The sequence below is a fragment of the Sorangium sp. So ce1036 genome, assembly GCF_051369805.1.
Lineage (GTDB): Bacteria > Myxococcota_A > Polyangia > Polyangiales > Polyangiaceae > Sorangium > Sorangium cellulosum_F.
The window spans coordinates 624,455-643,576 of sequence record NZ_JBBMOX010000001.1 but is presented as its reverse complement, the minus strand read 5'-3'; the positions used below and the strand labels follow the sequence as shown (position 1 = coordinate 643,576).

Below are 19,122 nucleotides of genomic sequence, written 5' to 3'. Positions count from 1 at the left end.
CTCTCGCGGCTCCTGGACGACGGGCACGGCCTGTTCGTCGAGGTGAGCGCGCACCCGGTGCTCACGTTGCCGCTCACGGGCGCGAGCGCGCCGAGCGGCGGCGTGGTGGTCGGCAGCCTGCAGCGCGACGACGGCGGGCTGGGGCGGCTCCTCGCGATGCTGGCCACGCTGCACGCGCACGGCCACGACGTCGACTGGCGCGCGGTGCTGGCGCCGTGGGGCGCGGGCGTGGCCGACCTGCCGACGTACGCGTTCCAGCGGCAGCGCTACTGGCTCGACGCGCCGCGAGGCCGGGCGGGGCTCGAGCGCGGAGGGCTGCTCTCGGTGGGGCACCCGTGGCTGAGCGCGGCGGTGCGGCTGGCCGACCGCGACGGCTACGTGCTGAGCGGGCGGCTGTCGACGGTCGAGCACGCGTGGGTCCTCGATCACGTGGTGCTGGGCACGGCGCTGCTCCCGGGCACGGCGTTCGTCGAGCTGGCGCTCGCGGCGGCCGACGCCGTCGGGCTGCCCGCGGTGTCGGAGCTCACGATCGAGGCCCCGCTCGCGCTGCCGGCGCGAGGGGTCGTCACGCTGCAGGTGACGGTCGAGGCGCCGGACGCGGCGGGGCGGCGTGGGTTCGCGATCCACAGCCGGCCCGACGGGGCGTACGACGCGCCGTGGACGGCGCACGCCCGCGGCGTGCTGGGCGCGGCGACGACGGCGGCGACGGCGGCGTGGGCGGCGGGCGCGTGGCCGCCGGCGGGGGCCGAGCCGATCGACGTCACGCGGTGGGTCGAGGCGCTGGACGCGTGGGTCGGCCCGGCGTTCCGGGGCGTGGTGGCCGCGTGGCGCGCGGGGCGGTCGATCTACGCCGATGTGGCGTTGCCCGAGGGGGTCTCGGAGCGAGCGCGGGACTTCGGCCTGCATCCGGCCTTGCTCGACGCGGCGCTCCAGGCCCTGCTGAGGGCCGAGCTCGGCGCAGGCTCGTCGCCGCGGGAGGGCATCCCGATGCCCTTCGCGTGGTCGGACGTGGCGCTCGAGGCGCGGGGGGCAGCGTCGTTGCGGGCGCGCGTGGAGGTCGAGGAGACCGGCGACGGGGACCAGCTCGCGGCGTCCATCGAGCTGGCCGACGCGCAGGGGCAGCCGGTCGCGCGCGCAGGGGCGTTCCGGGCGCGGTGGGCGACGGCGGAGCACGTGCGCGCGGCGGCAGCGGACGCGGGCGAGCGCGACCTCTACCGGGTCACGTGGACGGATGTGGCGCTGGAGGACGCGGCGTGGGCGCCCGAGGAGCACGTCGTGCTCGGCGGCGACGGCGCGCTCGCGGCGGCGCTGGGCGCGCGCACGACGGCGCTCCCGGAGCTCATGGCAGCGCTGGAGGAGGGCGCGGCCGCGCCGCGCCGGCTGATGATCGACGCGACCGCGGGCGGCCCCGGCGACGACCTGGTCGCGGCGGCGCACGCGGAGGCGCGGCGGCTCCTGTCGCTGGTGCAGGCGTGGCTCGCGGAGGCGCGGCTCGCGGAGAGCGAGCTGGTCGTGGTGACGCGCGGCGCGGTGGCGGCCGGCTCCGACGACGACGTGGCGGGGTTGCGCCACGCGCCCCTGTGGGGGCTCGTGCGCACGGCGCGAGCGGAGCACCTCGACCGGGCGCTGCGCCTCCTCGACCTGGGGCCCGAGCCGCTGGACGGGGCGCTCCTGCGCCGGGCGGCGGCGGCCGACGAGCCGGAGCTGGCGCTGCGCGGAGGCGGGGCGCGCGCGCCGCGCCTCCGCGAGGCGCGCGCGGGCGCGGCCGACGCGGCGCAGCCGACGCGGCTGGATCCCGACGGGACGGTGCTCATCACGGGCGGCACCGGGGAGCTGGGGCGGCAGGTCGCGCGGCACCTCGTGGCGGCGCACGGCGCGCGGCACCTCGTGCTGACGTCGCGGCGCGGCGTGGACGCGCCCGACGCCGCGGCGCTGGTGGACGAGCTGCGGGCGGCGGGCGCGGCGACGGTCGACGTCGCGGCGTGCGACGTCGCCGACGCCGCGGCGCTGGGGGCGGTCCTCGCGAAGATCCCGGCGGCGCGGCCCCTGACGGCCGTCGTGCACATGGCCGGCGTGCTCGACGACGGCATGGTCACGGCGCTCTCGGCCGAGCAGCTCGCGCGCGTCCTGCGGCCGAAGGTCGACGGCGCCTGGCACCTGGCCACGGCGACGCGAGGTCATCGGCTCGCGGCCTTCGTGATGTTCTCGTCCGCGGCCGGCACCCTGGGCAGCCCGGGGCAGGCGAACTACGCCGCGGCCAACACGTTCCTGGACGCGCTCGCGGCAGCGCTCCGCGCGCGCGGCGTGCCGGCGATGAGCCTCGCGTGGGGCTTCTGGGAGCAGGCCGGGCTCGGCATGACGGCGCACCTCGGCGCGGCCGATCTGGCGCGCCTCAGGCGGCAGGGCATCGCGCCGCTCGCGCTCGCGCAGGGCCTCGGGCTGCTCGACCGGGCGCTCGCGCGCCCCGAGGCGGCGCTGGTGCCGGCGGCGCTCGACCTCCCCGCGCTCCAGCGCGCGGCCGCGGACGCCGGGCGGGTGCCGGCGCTGCTGCGCGGGCTCGTGCGCCCGGCGGCCGGGCGGCGCGCCGCGGCGCCGGCGGCCGCCGCGACCGGAGCGGCGGCGCTGCGCGCGCGGCTCGCGCCGCTGCCCGAGGCCGAGCGGCAGGGCGCGCTGCTCGATCTGGTGCGCGCCGAGGCGGCGGCCGTGCTGTGCCTCCCGGGGCCGGCGCAGGTCCCCGCGGACAAGCCGCTGAAGGAGCTGGGGCTCACGTCGCTCACGGCGGTCGAGCTGAGGAACCGCCTCGGCGCGCGCGCCCAGACGGCGCTGCCGGCGACGCTCGCGTTCGATCATCCGACGCCGCGCGCGATCGCGGATCTGCTGCTGCGCCGGGCGTTCTCGGAGCTCGCGGCCGCGGGCGCGCCGCGCGCCCAGGCGCCGCGCGCCCAGGCGCACGACGAGCCGATCGCGATCGTGTCGATGGCGTGCCGCTTCCCGGGCGGCGCCGACAGCCCCGAGGCGCTGTGGCGGCTGCTGTCGGAGGGGCGCGACGCGATCGGGCCATCCCCCGACGGGCGCGGCTGGGACCTGGCGGGGCTGTACGACCCGGACCCGGACGCGCCCGGCAAGTCGGTCACCACCCTGGGCGGGTTCCTCCACGACGCCGACCGCTTCGATCCGACGTTCTTCGGCATCAGCCCGCGCGAGGCCGAGCGCATCGACCCGCAGCAGCGGCTCTTGCTCGAGTGCTCGTGGGAGGCGCTCGAGCGCGCGGGCGTCCCGCCCCACACCCTCGAGGCGAGCGCCACCGGCGTCTTCGTCGGCCTCGTGTACAGCGATTACGGCGGGCGGCTGCTGGAGCACCTCGAGGTGTTCGACGGCCACATCGCGACCGGCAGCTTCCCCAGCGTGGGCTCGGGGCGCATCGCGTACACGCTGGGGCTCCGCGGCCCCGCGGTGACCGTGGACACGGCGTGCTCGTCGTCGCTCGTCTCGGTCCACCTCGCGTGCATGTCGCTCCGCGCGGGCGAGTGCGACCTGGCGCTCGCCGGCGGCGCGACCGTCATGGCCACGCCGATGCCTTTCATCGAGTTCAGCCGCCAGCGCGGCATGGCCCCGGACGCCCGGTGCAAGGCGTTCGGGGCGGCGGCCGACGGCATCGGCCCCGCGGAGGGCTGCGGGGTGCTGGTGCTCAAGCGGCTGTCGGACGCGCGGCGCGACGGCGACCGGGTGCTGGCGGTCCTCCGCGGCTCGGCCGTCAACCAGGACGGCCGCAGCCAGGGGCTCACCGCGCCCAACGGCCCGGCCCAGCAGGACGTCATCCACAAGGCCCTCGCCGCCGCCGGGCTCACCGCGGCGGACGTCGACGCGGTCGAGGCGCACGGCACCGGCACCCGCCTCGGCGACCCCATCGAGGCGCAGGCGCTGCTGGCGACCTACGGCGAGGCCCACACCGCCGAGCGGCCGCTCTGGCTCGGCTCGATCAAGTCCAACATCGGCCACACCCAGGCCGCCGCGGGCGTCGCGGGGCTGATGAAGGTCGTCCTGGCGATGCAGCACGGGGAGCTGCCGAGGACGCTGCATGCGGCGCCGCGGTCGCCGCACATCGACTGGTCGCAGGGGCACGTCGAGCTCCTGAACGAGCCCGTGCCGTGGCCGCGCGCGGACCGGCCGCGCCGCGCGGCGGTCTCGTCGTTCGGCATCAGCGGCACCAACGCGCACGTGATCGTCGAGGAGGCGCCGGCGGCGGCGCAGGCGGCAGAGGCGGTGGAGGCGGCGGCGGTGCCGTCGGCGCTGCCGCTGCTCCTGTCGGGTCGCGACGAGGCGGCGCTGCGCGCGCAGGCCGGCCGGCTGGCCGAGCACCTGCGCGCTCATCCGGACCAGCGGCTGCTCGACGTCGCCGCCAGCCTGGCGACCACGCGCACGCACCTCGCCGCGCGGCTCGCGCTGCCGATCGCGGCGGACGCAACCGCGGCGGATCTGGGCGCGCGCCTGGCCGCGTTCGCCGCGGGCGGCCCGGCGCCGAGCGGGGCCGCGGTGACCGCGCCCGGACAGCCGCCGGGCAAGGTGGCGGTGCTGTTCACCGGCCAGGGCAGCCAGCGCGCCGGCATGGGGCGCGCGCTGTACGCGACCCACGGCGCGTTCCGCGCCGCGCTCGACGCCGCCTGCGCCGAGCTCGACCGACACCTCGACCGGCCGCTCCTGCGCGTCCTGTTCGCCGACGCCGGCTCCGACGACGCCGCCCTGCTCGACCAGACCGGCTGGGCCCAGCCCGCGCTCTTCGCCCTGGAAGTCGCCCTCTTCCGGCAGTGGGAGGCCTGGGGCCTGCGCCCCGAGCTGCTGCTCGGCCACAGCGTCGGCGAGCTCGCCGCCGCCCACGTCGCCGGCGTGCTCGACCTCCGCGACGCCTGCGCCCTGGTCGCCGCGCGCGGCCGGCTCATGCAGGCCCTGCCGAGCGGCGGCGCCATGGCCTCCGTCGAGGCCGCCGAGGACGAGCTGCGGCCGCTGCTCGACCAGCACCCGGGACGCCTCTCTCTCGCCGCCCTCAACGCCCCGCGCCAGTCGGTCGTCAGCGGCGACCAGGCCGCCGTCGAGCAGGTCTGCGACCACTTCAGCGCCCTCGGCCGCCGCACCAGGCGGCTCCACGTCAGCCACGCCTTCCACTCCCCGCTCATGGCGCCGATGCTCGACGCCTTCGCCTCCGTCGCCCGCGGCCTGACCTTCCACCCGCCCCGCCTGCCCCTCATCAGCAGCGTCACGGGCGCGCGCGCCACCGCCGAGGAGCTGACCTCGCCCGGCTACTGGGTGCGGCAGGTCCGCGAGACGGTGCGCTTCGCCGACGGCGTGCGCGCCCTGCTCGCCGCCGGCGCCTCCACCTACCTCGAGTGCGGCCCCCACGGCGTCCTCTGCGCCGCCGCCGCCGAGTGCCTCGCCCCCGAGGGCGCGCGCGACGCCGGCTTCCTCCCCAGCCTGCGCAAGGACCGCGACGAGGCCGAGGCGCTCATGCTCGCCGCCGGCGCGCTCCACGTCCGCGGCCACGCCCTCGACTGGCGCCGCCTCTTCGACCCCACCGGCGCGCGCCCCGTGGACCTGCCCACCTACGCCTTCCAGCGCCAGCGCTACTGGCTACAGGCCCCGCAGGCCCGGGGCGGCCTCGACGGCCTCGGCCTCACCCCCGCCAACCACCCCTGGCTCGGCGCTGCCGTGCGCCTCGCCGACCGCGATGGCCACGTCCTCAGCGGCCGCCTGTCCACCGTCGACCACCCCTGGGTCCTCGACCACGTCGTGCTCGGCACCGTCATCTTGCCGGGCACCGCCTTCGTCGAGCTCGCCTGCGCCGCCGCCGACGTGGTGGGCGCCGCCGCCGTGTCGGAGGTGACCTTCACGACGCCGCTCGTGCTGTCGCCGCGCAGCGCGGTGGAGCTGCAGGTGAAGGTCGGCGAGCCCGACGCGGCCGGGCGGCGGATGTTCGCGGCGTACAGCCGGCCGGAGGCGAGCGACGCGGAGTGGACGCAGCACGCCACGGGCGTGCTGAGCGCGGAGGCAGCGGCCGGGGCCGATGTGGCCGACCTCTCGACGTGGCCGCCGCCGGGCGCCGAGCTCGTGGCGTCCGACGGCGGGTACGCGTGGCTGGCCGCGCAGGGCTACGGCTACGGTCCGGCGTTCCAGGCGCTGCGCGAGGTGTGGCGCGCGGGCGAGGCGCTGTACGCGCGGGTCGCGCTGCCGGACGCGGTGGCGGGCACGGCGCAGGGCTTCGGGATCCACCCCGCGCTGCTCGACGCGGTGCTGCATTCGCTGCTGTCGCGGTCGGCGCTGCAGGAGGCGCCCCAGGACGACAAGGTGCTGCTGGCGTTCGCGTTCTCGGACGTGCGGCTCGAGGCGCGCGGGGCGGCGGAGGTGCGCGTCCGCCTCGTCAAGCAGGCCGGCGACGACGGGAGCGGGATCACGGCGTCGATTCACCTCGCCGACGCGCACGGGCGGCCGGTCGCGCGCGTGGGGGCGTTCCAGGCGCGGGCGACGACCGCGGAGCGGGTGCGCGCGCTCGCGGGGGAACGCGAGCGCGATCTGCACCGGGTTGCGTGGACGGACGTGTCGCTGGACGAGGCGCCGTGGGCGCCGGGCGACGATGTCGTGATCGGCGGCGACGGCGCCCTCGCGGCGGCGCTCGGCGTGCGCGCGGAGGCGGGGCTGCCCGAGCTGCTCGCGTCGCTGCCGGCCGGCGCCGCGGCGCCGCGCCGGCTGGTGGTCGACGCGACCGGAGACGAGCCCGGCGACGGCCTGGTCGCGGCGGTGCACGCGGCGACGCAGCGGGGCCTTGCGCTCTTGCAAGGGTGGCTCTCGGAGCCGCGGCTCGCGGCGACGGAGCTGGTGGTCGTGACGCGCGGCGCGGTGGCGGCCGCGCCGGACGAGGGGGTGGCGACGCTGAGCCGCGCGCCGCTCTGGGGGCTCGTGCGCGCGGCGCGCGAAGAGCACCCGGCGCGCGCGCTGCGCCTGCTCGATCTGGGGCGCGAGGCGCCGGACGGCGCGCTCCTGCGCCGGGCGCTCGCGGCGAACGACGAGCCGGAGCTCGTGATCCGGCAGGGCGCGCTGCGCGCGCCGCGGCTGGGCCTCGCCCACGCCGGCCCGGACACCGAAGCGCCGGCGGCGCGGCTCGGCCCCGACGGGACGACGCTGATCACCGGCGGCACGGGAGAGCTCGGCCGGCACGTCGCGCGGCACCTCGTGGCGGCGCACGGCGTGCGGCACCTCGTGCTGACGTCACGGCGCGGCCTGGACGCGCCCGACGCCGCGGCCCTGGTGGACGAGCTGCGCGCGGCGGGCGCCGGGACGGTCGATGTCGCGGCGTGCGACGTGGCGGACCGCGACGCGCTGGCGGCGCTGCTCCGGACCATCCCGGCGTCGCGCCCGCTGACCGCGGTCGTGCACGCGGCGGGCGTGCTCGACGACGGCGTCGTGACGGGGCTCTCGACCGAGCAGCTCACGCGCGTGCTGCGGCCCAAGGTCGACGGCGCCCTCCAGCTCCACGAGGCGACGAAGGACGCGAAGCTCGCGGCGTTCGTGCTCTTCTCGTCGGCGGCCGGCACGCTGGGCAGCCCGGGGCAGGCGAATTACGCGGCGGCCAATGCGTTCCTCGACGCGCTGGCGGCGGAGCTCCGCGCGCGCGGCGCGCCGGCGATGAGCCTCGCGTGGGGGTTCTGGGAGCAAGGCGGGCTCGGGATGACGGCGCACCTCGGCGCGGCCGACATGGCGCGGGTCAAGCGGCAGGGCGTCGTACCGATGGCGATCGCGCACGGCCTGCGGCTCCTGGACCGCGCGCTGGAGAGGCCCGAGGCGACGCTGGTGCCCGCGGCGCTCGACGTCGCGGCCCTCCAGCGGGCGGCGGGCGATGCCGGGCGGGTGCCGCCGATGCTGCGCGGCCTCGTGCGCCCGGCGGCCGTCCGGCGCCCGGCGGCGCCGGACGCCGCGGCGACGGGGGCGGCGGCGCTCCGCGCGCGGCTCTCGCCGTTGCCCGAGGCAGAGAGAAAGGACGCCTTGCTCGATCTGGTGCGCGCGGAGATCGCAGACGTCCTCGCGCTGTCCGGGCCTGCGGCGGTGCCTCCCGATCAGCCCATCCGGGAGCTGGGGCTCGACTCGCTCACGGCGGTGGACGTCCGGAACCGGCTTGCCCAGAGGAGCGAGATCGATCTCGCCGTGACCCTCGCCTACGACTACCCGACGGCGCGGGCGATCGCGGAGCATCTGGATGCGCAGATGGGCCTCGCGGAGGCGCCGCGAGACGGGGAGTCGGCGCTCGACGAGGACCAGGTCCGCGCCCTCCTCATGAGCATTCCTGTCTCCACGCTGCGCCGGTCGGGGCTCCTCGGGCGCCTGATCCGGCTCGCCTCCCAGGAAGCGCCCCTGGGCGAGGAGGGCGAGCGCGACACGACGACCTTCGAGCACCTCGGGAACGAGGAGCTCTTGGATCTTGCATCGAGGCTGCTCGAGGACGAGGGAGCATGAGTCAAGAGGCGGTTCTCCGGCAGACCCTCGAGAAGAGTCTCCACAAGATCCAGCACCTTCAGCGGGAGCTCGAGCGCCTCAAGGCGAGGTCGACCGAGCCGATCGCGATCGTGTCGATGGCGTGCCGCCTCCCGGGCGGCATCGACAGCCCCGAAGCGCTGTGGCAGCTCCTGTCGGAGGGGCGCGACGCGATCGGGCCATTCCCCGAGGGGCGCGGCTGGGACGTCGAGGGGCTCTACGACCCGGACCCGGACGCGCCCGGCAAGTCGGTCGCCACGCAGGGCGGGTTCCTCTACGACGCCGACCGCTTCGATCCGGCGTTCTTCGGCATCAGCCCGCGCGAGGCCGAGAGCGTCGACCCGCAGCAGCGGCTCTTGCTCGAGTGCTCGTGGGAGGCGCTCGAGCGCGCGGGCGTCGCGCCCCACACCCTCGACGCGAGCGCCACCGGCGTCTTCGTCGGCCTCGTGTACAGCGATTACGGCGGGCGGCTGCTGGAGCACCTCGAGGTCTTCGACGGCTACGTCGCCACGGGCAGCTTCCCGAGCGTGGGCTCGGGGCGCATCGCGTACACGCTGGGGCTCCGCGGCCCCGCGGTGACCGTGGACACGGCGTGCTCGTCGTCGCTCGTGTCGCTCCACCTCGCGTGCATGTCGCTCCGCGCGGGCGAGTGCGACCTGGCGCTCGCCGGCGGCGCGACCGTCATGGCCACGCCGATGGCCTTCATCGAGTTCAGCCGTCAGCGCGGCATGGCCCCGGACGCCCGGTGCAAGGCGTTCGGGGCGGCGGCCAACGGCATCGGCCCCGCGGAGGGGTGCGGGATCCTCGTGCTCAAGCGGCTGTCGGACGCGCGGCGCGACGGCGACCGGGTGCTGGCGGTCCTCCGCGGCTCGGCCGTCAACCAGGACGGCCGCAGCCAGGGGCTCACCGCGCCCAACGGCCCGGCCCAGCAGGACGTCATCCAGAGGGCCCTCGCATCGGCCGGGTTGACCCCGGCCGACATCGACGCCGTCGAGGCGCACGGCACCGGCACGCCGCTCGGCGACCCGATCGAGGCGCAGGCGCTGCTGTCGATCTACGGCAAGGCCCACACCGCCGACCGGCCGCTCTGGCTCGGCTCGATCAAGTCGAACATCGGCCACACGCAGGCCGCCGCAGGGGTCGCGGGCATCCTCAAGCTCGTGCTGGCGATGCAGCACGCCGAGCTCCCGAGGACGCTGCACGCCGACCCGCCCTCGCGCCACATCGACTGGTCGCAGGGCCACGTGCGGCTGCTGAACCAGCCCGCGCCGTGGCCGCGCGCGGACCGGCCGCGCCGCGCGGCGGTCTCGTCGTTCGGCGTCAGCGGCACCAACGCGCACGTCATCGTCGAGGAGGCGCCGGCGCCGGCCGCAGAGGCGCCGGCGGAGGCAGCGGTCGCGCTCACGAGGCTGCCGCTGCTCGTGTCCGGGCGGGACGAGGCGGCGCTGCGCGCGCAGGCAGGGCGGCTCGCGGAGCACCTGCGATCCCGTCCAGACCAGCGGCCGCTGGACGTGGCCGCGACCCTGGCCACGCGGCGAACGCACTTCGGCGCGCGGCTCGCGCTGGCCGTCCCGTCGGACGCGACGGCGGCGCGGCTCGGCGAGGAGCTCGCGGCGTTCGCGGCGGGGGGGGCCGCGCCGAGCCGGGCGGCGATCACCGCGCCGGACCACGCGCCGGGCAAGGTGGCGGCGCTGTTCACCGGGCAAGGAAGCCAGCGCGCCGGCATGGGGCGCGCGCTGTACGCGACCCACGGCCCGTTCCGCGCCGCGCTCGACGCCGCCTGCGCCGAGCTCGACCGACACCTCGACCGGCCGCTCCTGCGCGTCCTGTTCGCCGACGCCGGCTCCGACGACGCCGCCCTGCTCGACCAGACCGGCTGGGCCCAGCCCGCGCTCTTCGCCCTGGAGGTGGCCCTCTACCGGCAGTGGGAGGCCTGGGGCCTGCGCATCCACGCGCTGCTCGGCCACAGCCTCGGCGAGCTCGTGGCCGCGCACGTCGCCGGCGTGCTCGACCTCCCCGACGCCTGCGCCCTGGTCGCCGCGCGCGGCCGGCTGATGCAGGCGCTGCCGAGCGGCGGGGCGATGGCGGCGCTCGACGCCGCGGAGGAGGAGGTGCGGCCGCTGCTCGAGGGCCTCGCGGCGCGGGTGTCGCTGGCGGCGCTGAACGGGCCGCGGCAATCGGTCGTCAGCGGCGACGAGGATGCGGTCGCGCCGATCTGCGCCCATTTCAAGGCGCTGGGCCGGCGCGCGAGGCGGCTCTCGGTCAGCCACGCCTTCCACTCCGCGCGCATGGAGCCGATGCTGGCGGCGTTCGCCGAGGTCGCGCGCCGGCTTTCGTACCGCGCGCCCCGGGTGCCTATCGTGAGCAACGTCACCGGGCGCCTCGCGACGGCGGAGGAGCTGACGTCGCCGGAGTACTGGGTGCGGCACGTGCGCGAGCCGGTGCGGTTCGTCGACGGCGTGCGCGCCCTGCGCGCGGAGGGCGTCACCACCTACCTGGAGTGCGGGCCCGATCCGGTGCTCGGCGCGATGGCGGCGGAGTGCCTCGAGCCCGAGGGCGCGCGCGGCGCGGGCTTCGTCCCCAGCCTGCGCAAGGACCGCGACGAGGCCGAGGCGCTCATGCAGGCCGCGTGCGCGGCGCACGTCCGCGGCCATGCGCTCGACTGGCGGCGCGTCTTCGACGGCGCCGGCGCCCGCCCCGTGGAGCTCCCGACGTACGCTTTCCAGCGCCAGCGCTACTGGCTGGAGGCCCCGCGGCGCGCGGCGGGGCTCGAGGGCGTCGGGCTCGCCGCCGCGGACCACCCCTGGCTCGGCGCGGCGGTGCGGCTCGCCGATCGCGACGGCTACGTCCTCAGCGGGCGCCTGTCCACCGTCGACCACCCGTGGGTCCTCGACCACGTCGTGGCGGACACGGCGCTGCTGCCAGGGACCGGCTTCGTCGAGCTGGCGTGGGCGACGGCCCAGGCGGTGGGCGCCGCCGCGGTCGCGGAGCTCACCCTGACGACGCCGCTCGTGCTCCCCGCGCGTGGCGCGGTGCAGCTCCAGGTGACGGTCGCGGAGCCGGACGCGGCCGGGCGGCGGGCGTTCGCGATCCACAGCCGACCGGACGGAGCCGACGACACGGCGTGGACGCAGCACGCGACCGGCGTGCTGCGCGCGGACGCGCCGGCGGACGTCGTCGACGAGGCGGCGGAGCTCTCGGCGTGGCCGCCGCCGGGCGCGGAGGCGGTGCCGCTCGACGGCCTGTACGAGCGGCTGGCCGAGCACGGGTACGGGCACGGCCCGGCGTTCCGGGGGCTGCGCGCGATGTGGCGCGCGGACCGGACGCTGTATGCGCAGGTCGCGCTGCCGGACGCGGCGGGCACGGAGCAGCGCTTCGGGCTCCATCCGGCGCTGTTCGACGCGGCGTTGCACGCGCTGGCGCGGCTCTCGCGCGAGGAGGTGGCCGCCGACGACCCGGCGCTGGTGCCGTTCGCGTGGACGGACGTGGCGCTGCGCGCGACCGGCGCGACCGAGCTGCGGGCGCGCATCGCGCTGGAGCCGACGGAGGGCGGCGCGCCCGCGGTGGCGTCGCTGCTGCTCTCCGACGCGCAGGGGCGAGCCGTGGCGACGACGGGGCGGGTGCGCGGGGCGAGCGCGGCGCAGGCGCGATCCGCGGCGACCCGCGCGGAGCCGATGTACCGCGTCACGTGGACGGACGTCGCGCTGGAGGAGGCGCCGTGGGCGCCGGACGACCCTGTCGTGCTCGGCGGCGACGGCGCGCTGGCGGCGGCGCTCGGCGCGCGCGCGGCGGCCGGGCTCCCGGAGCTGCTCGCGGCGGTGGCCGGAGGCGCGGCCGCGCCGCGCCGGCTGGTCGTGGACCTGACGGCGGACGACGCGGGCGCGGTCGCCGCGGCCGTGCACGCCGCGGCGCGCGGCGCGCTCTCGCTGGTGCAGGGGTGGCTCGCGGCGCCGCAGCTCGCGGCGGCGGAGCTCGTGGTGGTCACGCGCGGCGCCGTGGCGGCGGGGCCGGGCGAGGGCGCGCAGGCGCTGGGGCCGGCGGCCGCCTGGGGGCTGCTGCGCGCCGCGCGCGCCGAGCACCCCGATCGCGCGGTCCGGGTGGTGGACCTCCCGCGCGAGGCGCCCGACGCGGCGCTCTTGCGTCGGGCGATGGCCGCCGTGACGGAGCCGGAGCTCGCGCTGCGCGGGGGCGAAGCGCGCGCGCCTCGCCTGCGCGAGGTGCGCGGGGGCGAACCGACCGCGGCGCCGATCCGGCTGGATCCGGAGGGGACCGCGCTGATCACGGGCGGCACCGGGGAGCTCGGGCGCCTCGTCGCGCACCACCTCGTGGCGGCGCACGGCGTGCGCCACCTCGTGCTGACGTCGCGCCGCGGCCTGGACGCCCCCGGCGCCGCGGCCCTCGCGGACGCGCTGCGCGCGGCCGGCGCCGCCACGGTCGAGATCGCCGCGTGCGACGTCGCCGACCGCGCCGCGCTCGCCGAGGTCCTCGCCGCCATCCCCGCGGCCCGCCCCCTGACCGCCGTCGTGCACGCCGCCGGCGTGCTCGACGACGGCCTCGTCACCGGGCTGTCCGCCGAGCGGCTCGACCGCGTGCTCCGGCCCAAGGTCGACGGCGCCTGCCACCTCCACGAGCTCACCCGGCACGCTCCGCTCGCCGCCTTCGTGCTCTTCTCCTCCGCCGCGGGCACGCTCGGCAGCCCGGGGCAGTCCAGCTACGCCGCCGCCAACGTCTTCCTCGACGCCCTCGCCTCCCACCTCCGCGCCCGCGGCGTGCCCGCCATCAGCCTCGCGTGGGGCTTCTGGGAGCAGCAGGGCCTCGGCATGACCGCCCACCTCGGCGCCGCGGACATCGCGCGCATGCGCCGCCTCGGCGTCGTGCCGATGCCCGCCGCGCAGGGCCTGCGGCTGCTCGATCGCGCGCTCGCGCAGCCCGAGGCGTCGCTCGTGCCGCTCGCGCTCGATCTCTCGTCGGCGCAGCGCGCGGGCGGCGGCGCCGGGCCGGTGCCGCCGATGCTGCGCGGCCTCGTGCGCGCGCCGGCCGGCCGGCGCGCGGCGGCGTCCTCTGCCCGCGCGAACGGGAACGGTGCCGGCGCGGCGGCGCTCCGCGAGCGGCTCGCGCCGCTGCCCGGGGCGGAGCGCCAGAAGGTGCTGCTCGATCTCGTGCGCGCGGAGGTCGCCGAGGTGCTGCAGCTGCCGGGGCCCGCCCACGTCCCTGCGGACAGGCCGCTGAAGGAGCTGGGGCTCGACTCGCTCATGTCGGTGGAGCTGCGCAACCGCCTCGGCGCGCGTGTCGAGGCGACGCTGCCCGCGACGCTCGCGTTCGACTACCCGACGCCCGGGGCCCTCGCGGCCTACCTGGGCTCGCTCCTCGACGCGCCCGGCGAGGGCGCTCTCCCGGCCGCGTCGCGACGCGCGTCGGACGAGGAGCGCGAGATCCGGGCCGCGATGGCGCGCATCCCGATAGCGACCCTGCGCGAGGCAGGGCTCCTCGAGCGCTTGCTCCGGCTCGCCCCCGACCAGGCGGCGCCCGAGGACGCCGCGCCGCGAGCCGATGAGCTGATGGTCGAACACCTCGGAGATGAAGAGCTGTTGAAGCTCGCCTTCGAGTCCACCGGAGGAGTCAAGTGAAGGACGAGGCGCTCTCTTTCCGCCGCGCTCTGGAGAAGACCATCGTCGAGATCCACCGCCTCAACCGGGAGATCGACGACCTGCGGACGAGGTCCAACGAGCCGATCGCGATCGTGGCGATGGCGTGCCGTTTTCCGGGCGGCGTCGACAGCCCCGAGGCGCTGTGGCAGCTCCTGTCGGAGGGGCGCGACGCGATCGGGCCGTTCCCCGAGGGGCGCGGCTGGGAGCTGGCAGGTCTGTACGACCCGGATCCGGACGCCCCGGGCAAGTCCATCACCACGCAGGGCGGGTTCCTCTACGAGGCCGACCGCTTCGATCCGGCGTTCTTCGGCATCAGCCCGCGCGAGGCCGAGCGCATCGACCCGCAGCAGCGGCTCTTGCTCGAGTGCTCGTGGGAGGCGCTCGAGCGCGCGGGCTTCCCGCCCCACACGCTCGACGCGAGCGCCACGGGCGTCTTCGTCGGCCTGATGTACACGGAGTACGGCCTGCGGCTCCTGGGCCGGCCCGAGGCCCTCGACGGCTACATCGGCATCGGCAGCGCCGGGAGCACGGCTTCCGGGCGCATCTCCTACACGCTGGGGCTCCGCGGCCCGGCGGTGACGGTGGACACGGCGTGCTCGTCGTCGCTCGTGTCGCTCCACCTCGCGTGCACGGCGCTCCGCCGCGGGGAGTGCGACCTCGCGCTGGCGGGAGGTGTCGCCGTGATCGCGACGCCGGCCCCGTTCATCGAGTTCAGCCGGCAGCGGGCCCTCGCGGTCGACGGGCGATGCAAGTCGTTCGGCGCCGGGGCCGACGGCGTCAGCTGGTCCGAGGGGTGCGGGATCCTCGTGCTCAAGCGGCTGTCGGACGCGCGGCGCGACGGCGACCGGGTGCTGGCGGTCGTCCGCGGCTCGGCCGTCAACCAGGACGGCCGCAGCCAGGGGCTCACCGCGCCCAACGGCCCGGCCCAGCAGGACGTCATCCAGAGGGCCCTCGCCGCCGCCGGGCTCGCCGCGGCGGACATCGACGCCGTCGAGGGGCACGGCACCGGCACGCCGCTCGGCGACCCGATCGAGGCGCAGGCGCTGCTGTCGATCTACGGCAAGGCCCACACCGCCGACCGGCCGCTCTGGCTCGGCTCGATCAAGTCGAACTTCGGCCACACGCAGGCCGCCGCGGGCGTCGCGGGGGTGATGAAGCTCGTGCTGGCGATGCAGCACGCGGAGCTCCCGAGGACGCTGCACGCCGACCCGCCCTCGCGCCACATCGACTGGTCGCAGGGCCACGTGCGGCTGCTGAACCAGCCCACGCCGTGGCCGCGCGCGGACCGGCCGCGCCGCGCGGCGGTCTCGTCGTTCGGCGTCAGCGGCACCAACGCGCACGTCATCCTCGAGGAGGCGCCGGCGCCGGCCGCAGAGGCGCCGGCCGCAGAGGCGCCGGCCGCAGAGGCCGCGCCCCCTGGAGCGGCGCCGCCCGCGATCGCGCTGCCGCTGCTCGTGTCGGGGCGGGACGAGGCCGCGCTCCGGGCGCAGGCGGGGCGGTGGGCGGCGTGGCTCGAGGCGCACCCGGAGGCGCGCTGGACGGACGTGGTGCACACGGCCGCGGTGCGGCGCACGCACCAGGGCGCGCGCGCGGCGGTGACGGCGGCGAGCGCGACCGACGCGGCCGCGGCCCTGACGGCGCTCTCGCGAGGGGAGCCGCACCCCGCGGTGACCCCCGGCGAGGCGCGGCCGCGCGGCAAGGTCGTCTTCGTGTGCCCGGGGCAAGGCAGCCAGTGGCCGGCCATGGGGCGCGCGCTGCTGGCCGAGTCCGAGGTGTTCGCCGCCGCGGTCGCGGCCTGCGACGCGGCGCTGCGGCCGTTCACCGGCTGGTCGGTGCTCGCGGTGCTGCGCGGGGAGCAGGGCGAGGCGGCGCCGCCCGCGGACCGCGTGGACGTGGTCCAGCCGGCGCTGTTCGCGATGGCCGTGGGGCTGTCGGCGGTCTGGCGCGCGTTTGGCGTCGAGCCCTCGGCGGTGGTCGGCCACAGCCAGGGCGAGGTCGCCGCGGCGCACATCGCCGGGGCGCTGACGCTCGAGGATGCGGCGCGGGTGGTCGCGCTGCGCAGCCAGCTCGTGCGTCGCCTCGCCGGCGCCGGGGCGATGGCGGTGATCGAGCGCCCGGTCGGCGAGGTGGAGCAGCGGATCGCGCGGTTCGCCGGCGCGCTGTCGGTGGCGGCGGTGAACACGCCGGACTCGACGGTGGTGTCCGGGGACGCCGCCGCGGTCGACGCCCTGCTGGCCGAGCTGGAGCACGAGGAGGCGTTCGCGCGGCGGGTCAAGGTCGACTACGCGTCGCACAGCGCGCACGTGGACGCGATCCTGCCCGAGCTCGAGGCCGCGCTGGCCTCGATCGCGCCCCGGGCCTGCGCGATCCCGCTGTGCTCGACGGTGACGGGCGAGGTCCTCGCCGGCCCGGAGATGGACGCGGCCTACTGGTGCCGCAACCTGCGCGAGCCGGTTCGGCTCGACCGGGCGCTCTCGCGGCTGCTCTCGGACGGGCACGGGGTGTTCGTCGAGCTCAGCGCGCACCCGGTGCTGGCCATCGCCCTGACGGCCGCGAGCGCCGAGCGCGACGGCGTGGTGGTCGGCAGCCTGCAGCGCGACGACGGCGGCCTGGGGCGCCTCGTCGCGGCGCTGGGCGCGCTGCACGCCCAGGGGCATCCGGTGGACTGGGCCAGCGTGCTCGCGCCCCACGGCGGCAGCCTGGTGGACCTGCCGACGTACGCGTTCCAGCGGCAGCGCTACTGGCTCGAGGCGCCCAGGGGCCGGCTCGACGCGAGCGACCTCGGGCTCTCGGCCACGGGCCGCCCGCTGCTGGGCGCCGCGACCCGGGTCGCCGGCACCGACGGCTACCTCTTCACGGGTCGGCTGTCGCCCGCGGAGCACCCGTGGATCTCGGGGCAGGCCGTCTTCGAGCGGACGTTGTTCCCGGCGGCGGGTTTCCTCGCGCTGGCGCTCGAGGCCGCCGAGGCGACGGGCGCGGCGGGGGTGGTCGAGCTGGTCGTGCCTGCGCACCTGGTCCTGCCGGCGCGGGGAGCGGTGCACGTCCAGATCGCGGTCCAGGGACCGGACGAGGCAGGGCGCCGCCCGTTCTCCGTGTACAGCCGCGCGGAGACCGTGGGGCTCGACGCGGAATGGACGCTGCACGCCACGGGGCTGCTCGGGGGAACGCCCGCCGGCGCGGCGGCCGAGGCGGGGCTCGAGGGGTGGCCGCCGGAGGGCGCCGCCCCGGTGGACGTCGACGACGCCTATGCGCGCCTGGAGGCCGCGGGCGTGCGCTATGCGCCGAGCCTGCGGGGGCTCGTGGAGGTCTGGCAGGCGGAGCGGCACCTCTACGTGCGGGCGGCGCTGGCGGACGGCGCTGCGCTGGCCGATGGGCTCCACCCGGCGCTGTGGGACGCGGCGCTGCACGCGCTCTCGCTGGGGGTCCCCGGGCAGGGCGCCGAGCGCGCGGGGGTGCTGCTGCCTCGGGCCTGGTCCGACGTGGCGCTCACGGCGTCCGGAGCGACCGAGCTGCGGGTGCGCATCGATCGCGCGGACGCGGACGCGGAACACGTCACGGCGTCGCTCACGCTGGCCGACGCGGACGGCCAACCCGTGGCGACGGTGGGGTCGGTGGAGCTGCGCCGCGTGACCGCGGCCGAGGTGCGCGCCCTGGGCGCCGCGACCCAGCACCTGTACGGGGTCACGTGGAAGGCGGTGGAGCTCGCGGCGCCTCCGCGGTCCGCGGGGGAGCAGGTCGTCCTCGGGCCGGACGGCGAGCTCGCGGCGACGCTCGGCGCGCGCCGCGTCGACGCGCTCGAGGAGCTGCTCGCCGGCGGCGAGGCGGCGCCCTCCGCGCCCAGGCGGCTCGTGGTCGACGCGCGGGCGCGCCGCGACGGCGACGTCCCCGCGGCCGCGCACCAGGCGACGCGCGAGGGGCTCGAGCTCGTGCAGCGGTGGCTCTCGGACGAGCGCCTCGCGGACACCGAGCTCGTGGTGCTGACGCGCGAGGCGGTGTCGACCGGCCCGGACGAGGGGGTCGAGGACCTGGGCCACGCGGCGCTCTGGGGGCTCCTGCGCGCCGCGCGGGGTGAGCACCCGGACCGCGGGGTGCGCCTCGTCGATCTCGGCCCTGACGCCCCCGCGGCGGAGCTGCTCCACCGCGCCCTCCAGGCCGCGACGGAGCCCGAGCTGGCGCTCCGGCGAGGGATCGCGCTGTCGCCCCGGCTCGGCGCGCTCCACGATCGCACGGAGGCGCCGGCGCCGATCCGGCTGGATCCGGAGGGGACGGCGCTGATCACGGGCGGCACCGGGGAGCTCGGGCGCCTCGTCGCGCACCACCTCGTGGCGGCGCACGGCGTCCGCCACCTCGTGCTGACGTCGCGCCGCGGCCTCGACGCCCCCGGCGCCGCGGCCCTGGTGGAGGCGCTGCGCGCCGCGGGCGCCGCCACGGTCGAGGTCGCCGCGTGCGACGTCGCCGACCGCGCCGCGCTCGCCGAGGTCCTCGCCTCCATCCCCGCGGCGCGCCCCCTGACGGCCGTCGTGCACACCGCCGGCGTGCTCGACGACGGCCTCGTCACCGGCCTGTCCGCCGAGCGGCTCGACCGCGTGCTCCGGCCCAAGGTCGACGGCGCCTGCCACCTCCACGAGCTCACCCGGAACGCGCCGCTCGCCGCCTTCGTCCTCTTCTCGTCCGCCGCGGGCGCGCTCGGCAGCCCGGGGCAGTCCAGCTACGCCGCCGCCAACGTCTTCCTCGACGCCCTCGCCTCCCACCTCCGCGCCCGCGGCGTGCCCGCCATCAGCCTCGCGTGGGGCCTCTGGGAGCAGCAGGGCCTCGGCATGACCGCCACCCTCGGCGCCGCGGACATCGCGCGCATGCGCCGCCTCGGCGTCGTGCCGATGTCGCCGCAGGAAGGGCTCGCGCTCCTGGACGCGTCGCTCGAGCGGCCGGCTCCGCTCCTCGTGCCGGCGCCGCTCGATCT

Annotated in this window: 3 protein-coding genes (2 of these 3 only partly in view); all 3 read left to right on the top strand. The window is 77.9% G+C overall.

Translation table 11 applies throughout. From position 1 onward, the window contains the following. Tightly spaced (each overlapping or abutting the next), the 3 genes in view from WMF31_RS02295 to WMF31_RS02285 form a layout consistent with a single transcriptional unit that may run on beyond the window. Window positions 1–8,496, top strand: partial view of a type I polyketide synthase gene (locus WMF31_RS02295; protein WP_436600366.1) — the 3' portion only. The gene continues 2,475 nt to the left of window position 1, outside the view; only the last 8,496 of its 10,971 coding nucleotides appear in the window; its start codon lies beyond the left edge, outside the window; it ends in the stop codon at window positions 8,494–8,496. Continuing rightward, window positions 8,493–14,141: a type I polyketide synthase gene (locus WMF31_RS02290; protein WP_436600365.1), complete on the top strand. Its 5,649-nt coding sequence runs from the start codon at window positions 8,493–8,495 to the stop codon at window positions 14,139–14,141. The genes WMF31_RS02295 and WMF31_RS02290 overlap by 4 nt, the downstream gene beginning before the upstream one ends. Beyond that, window positions 14,138–19,122 carry the 5' portion of an SDR family NAD(P)-dependent oxidoreductase gene (locus WMF31_RS02285; protein ID WP_436600364.1) on the top strand. It continues 5,560 nt past the right edge of the window, so the window shows 4,985 of its 10,545 coding nt (coding positions 1–4,985); its start codon is at window positions 14,138–14,140; its stop codon lies off the right edge, out of view. The genes WMF31_RS02290 and WMF31_RS02285 overlap by 4 nt, the downstream gene beginning before the upstream one ends.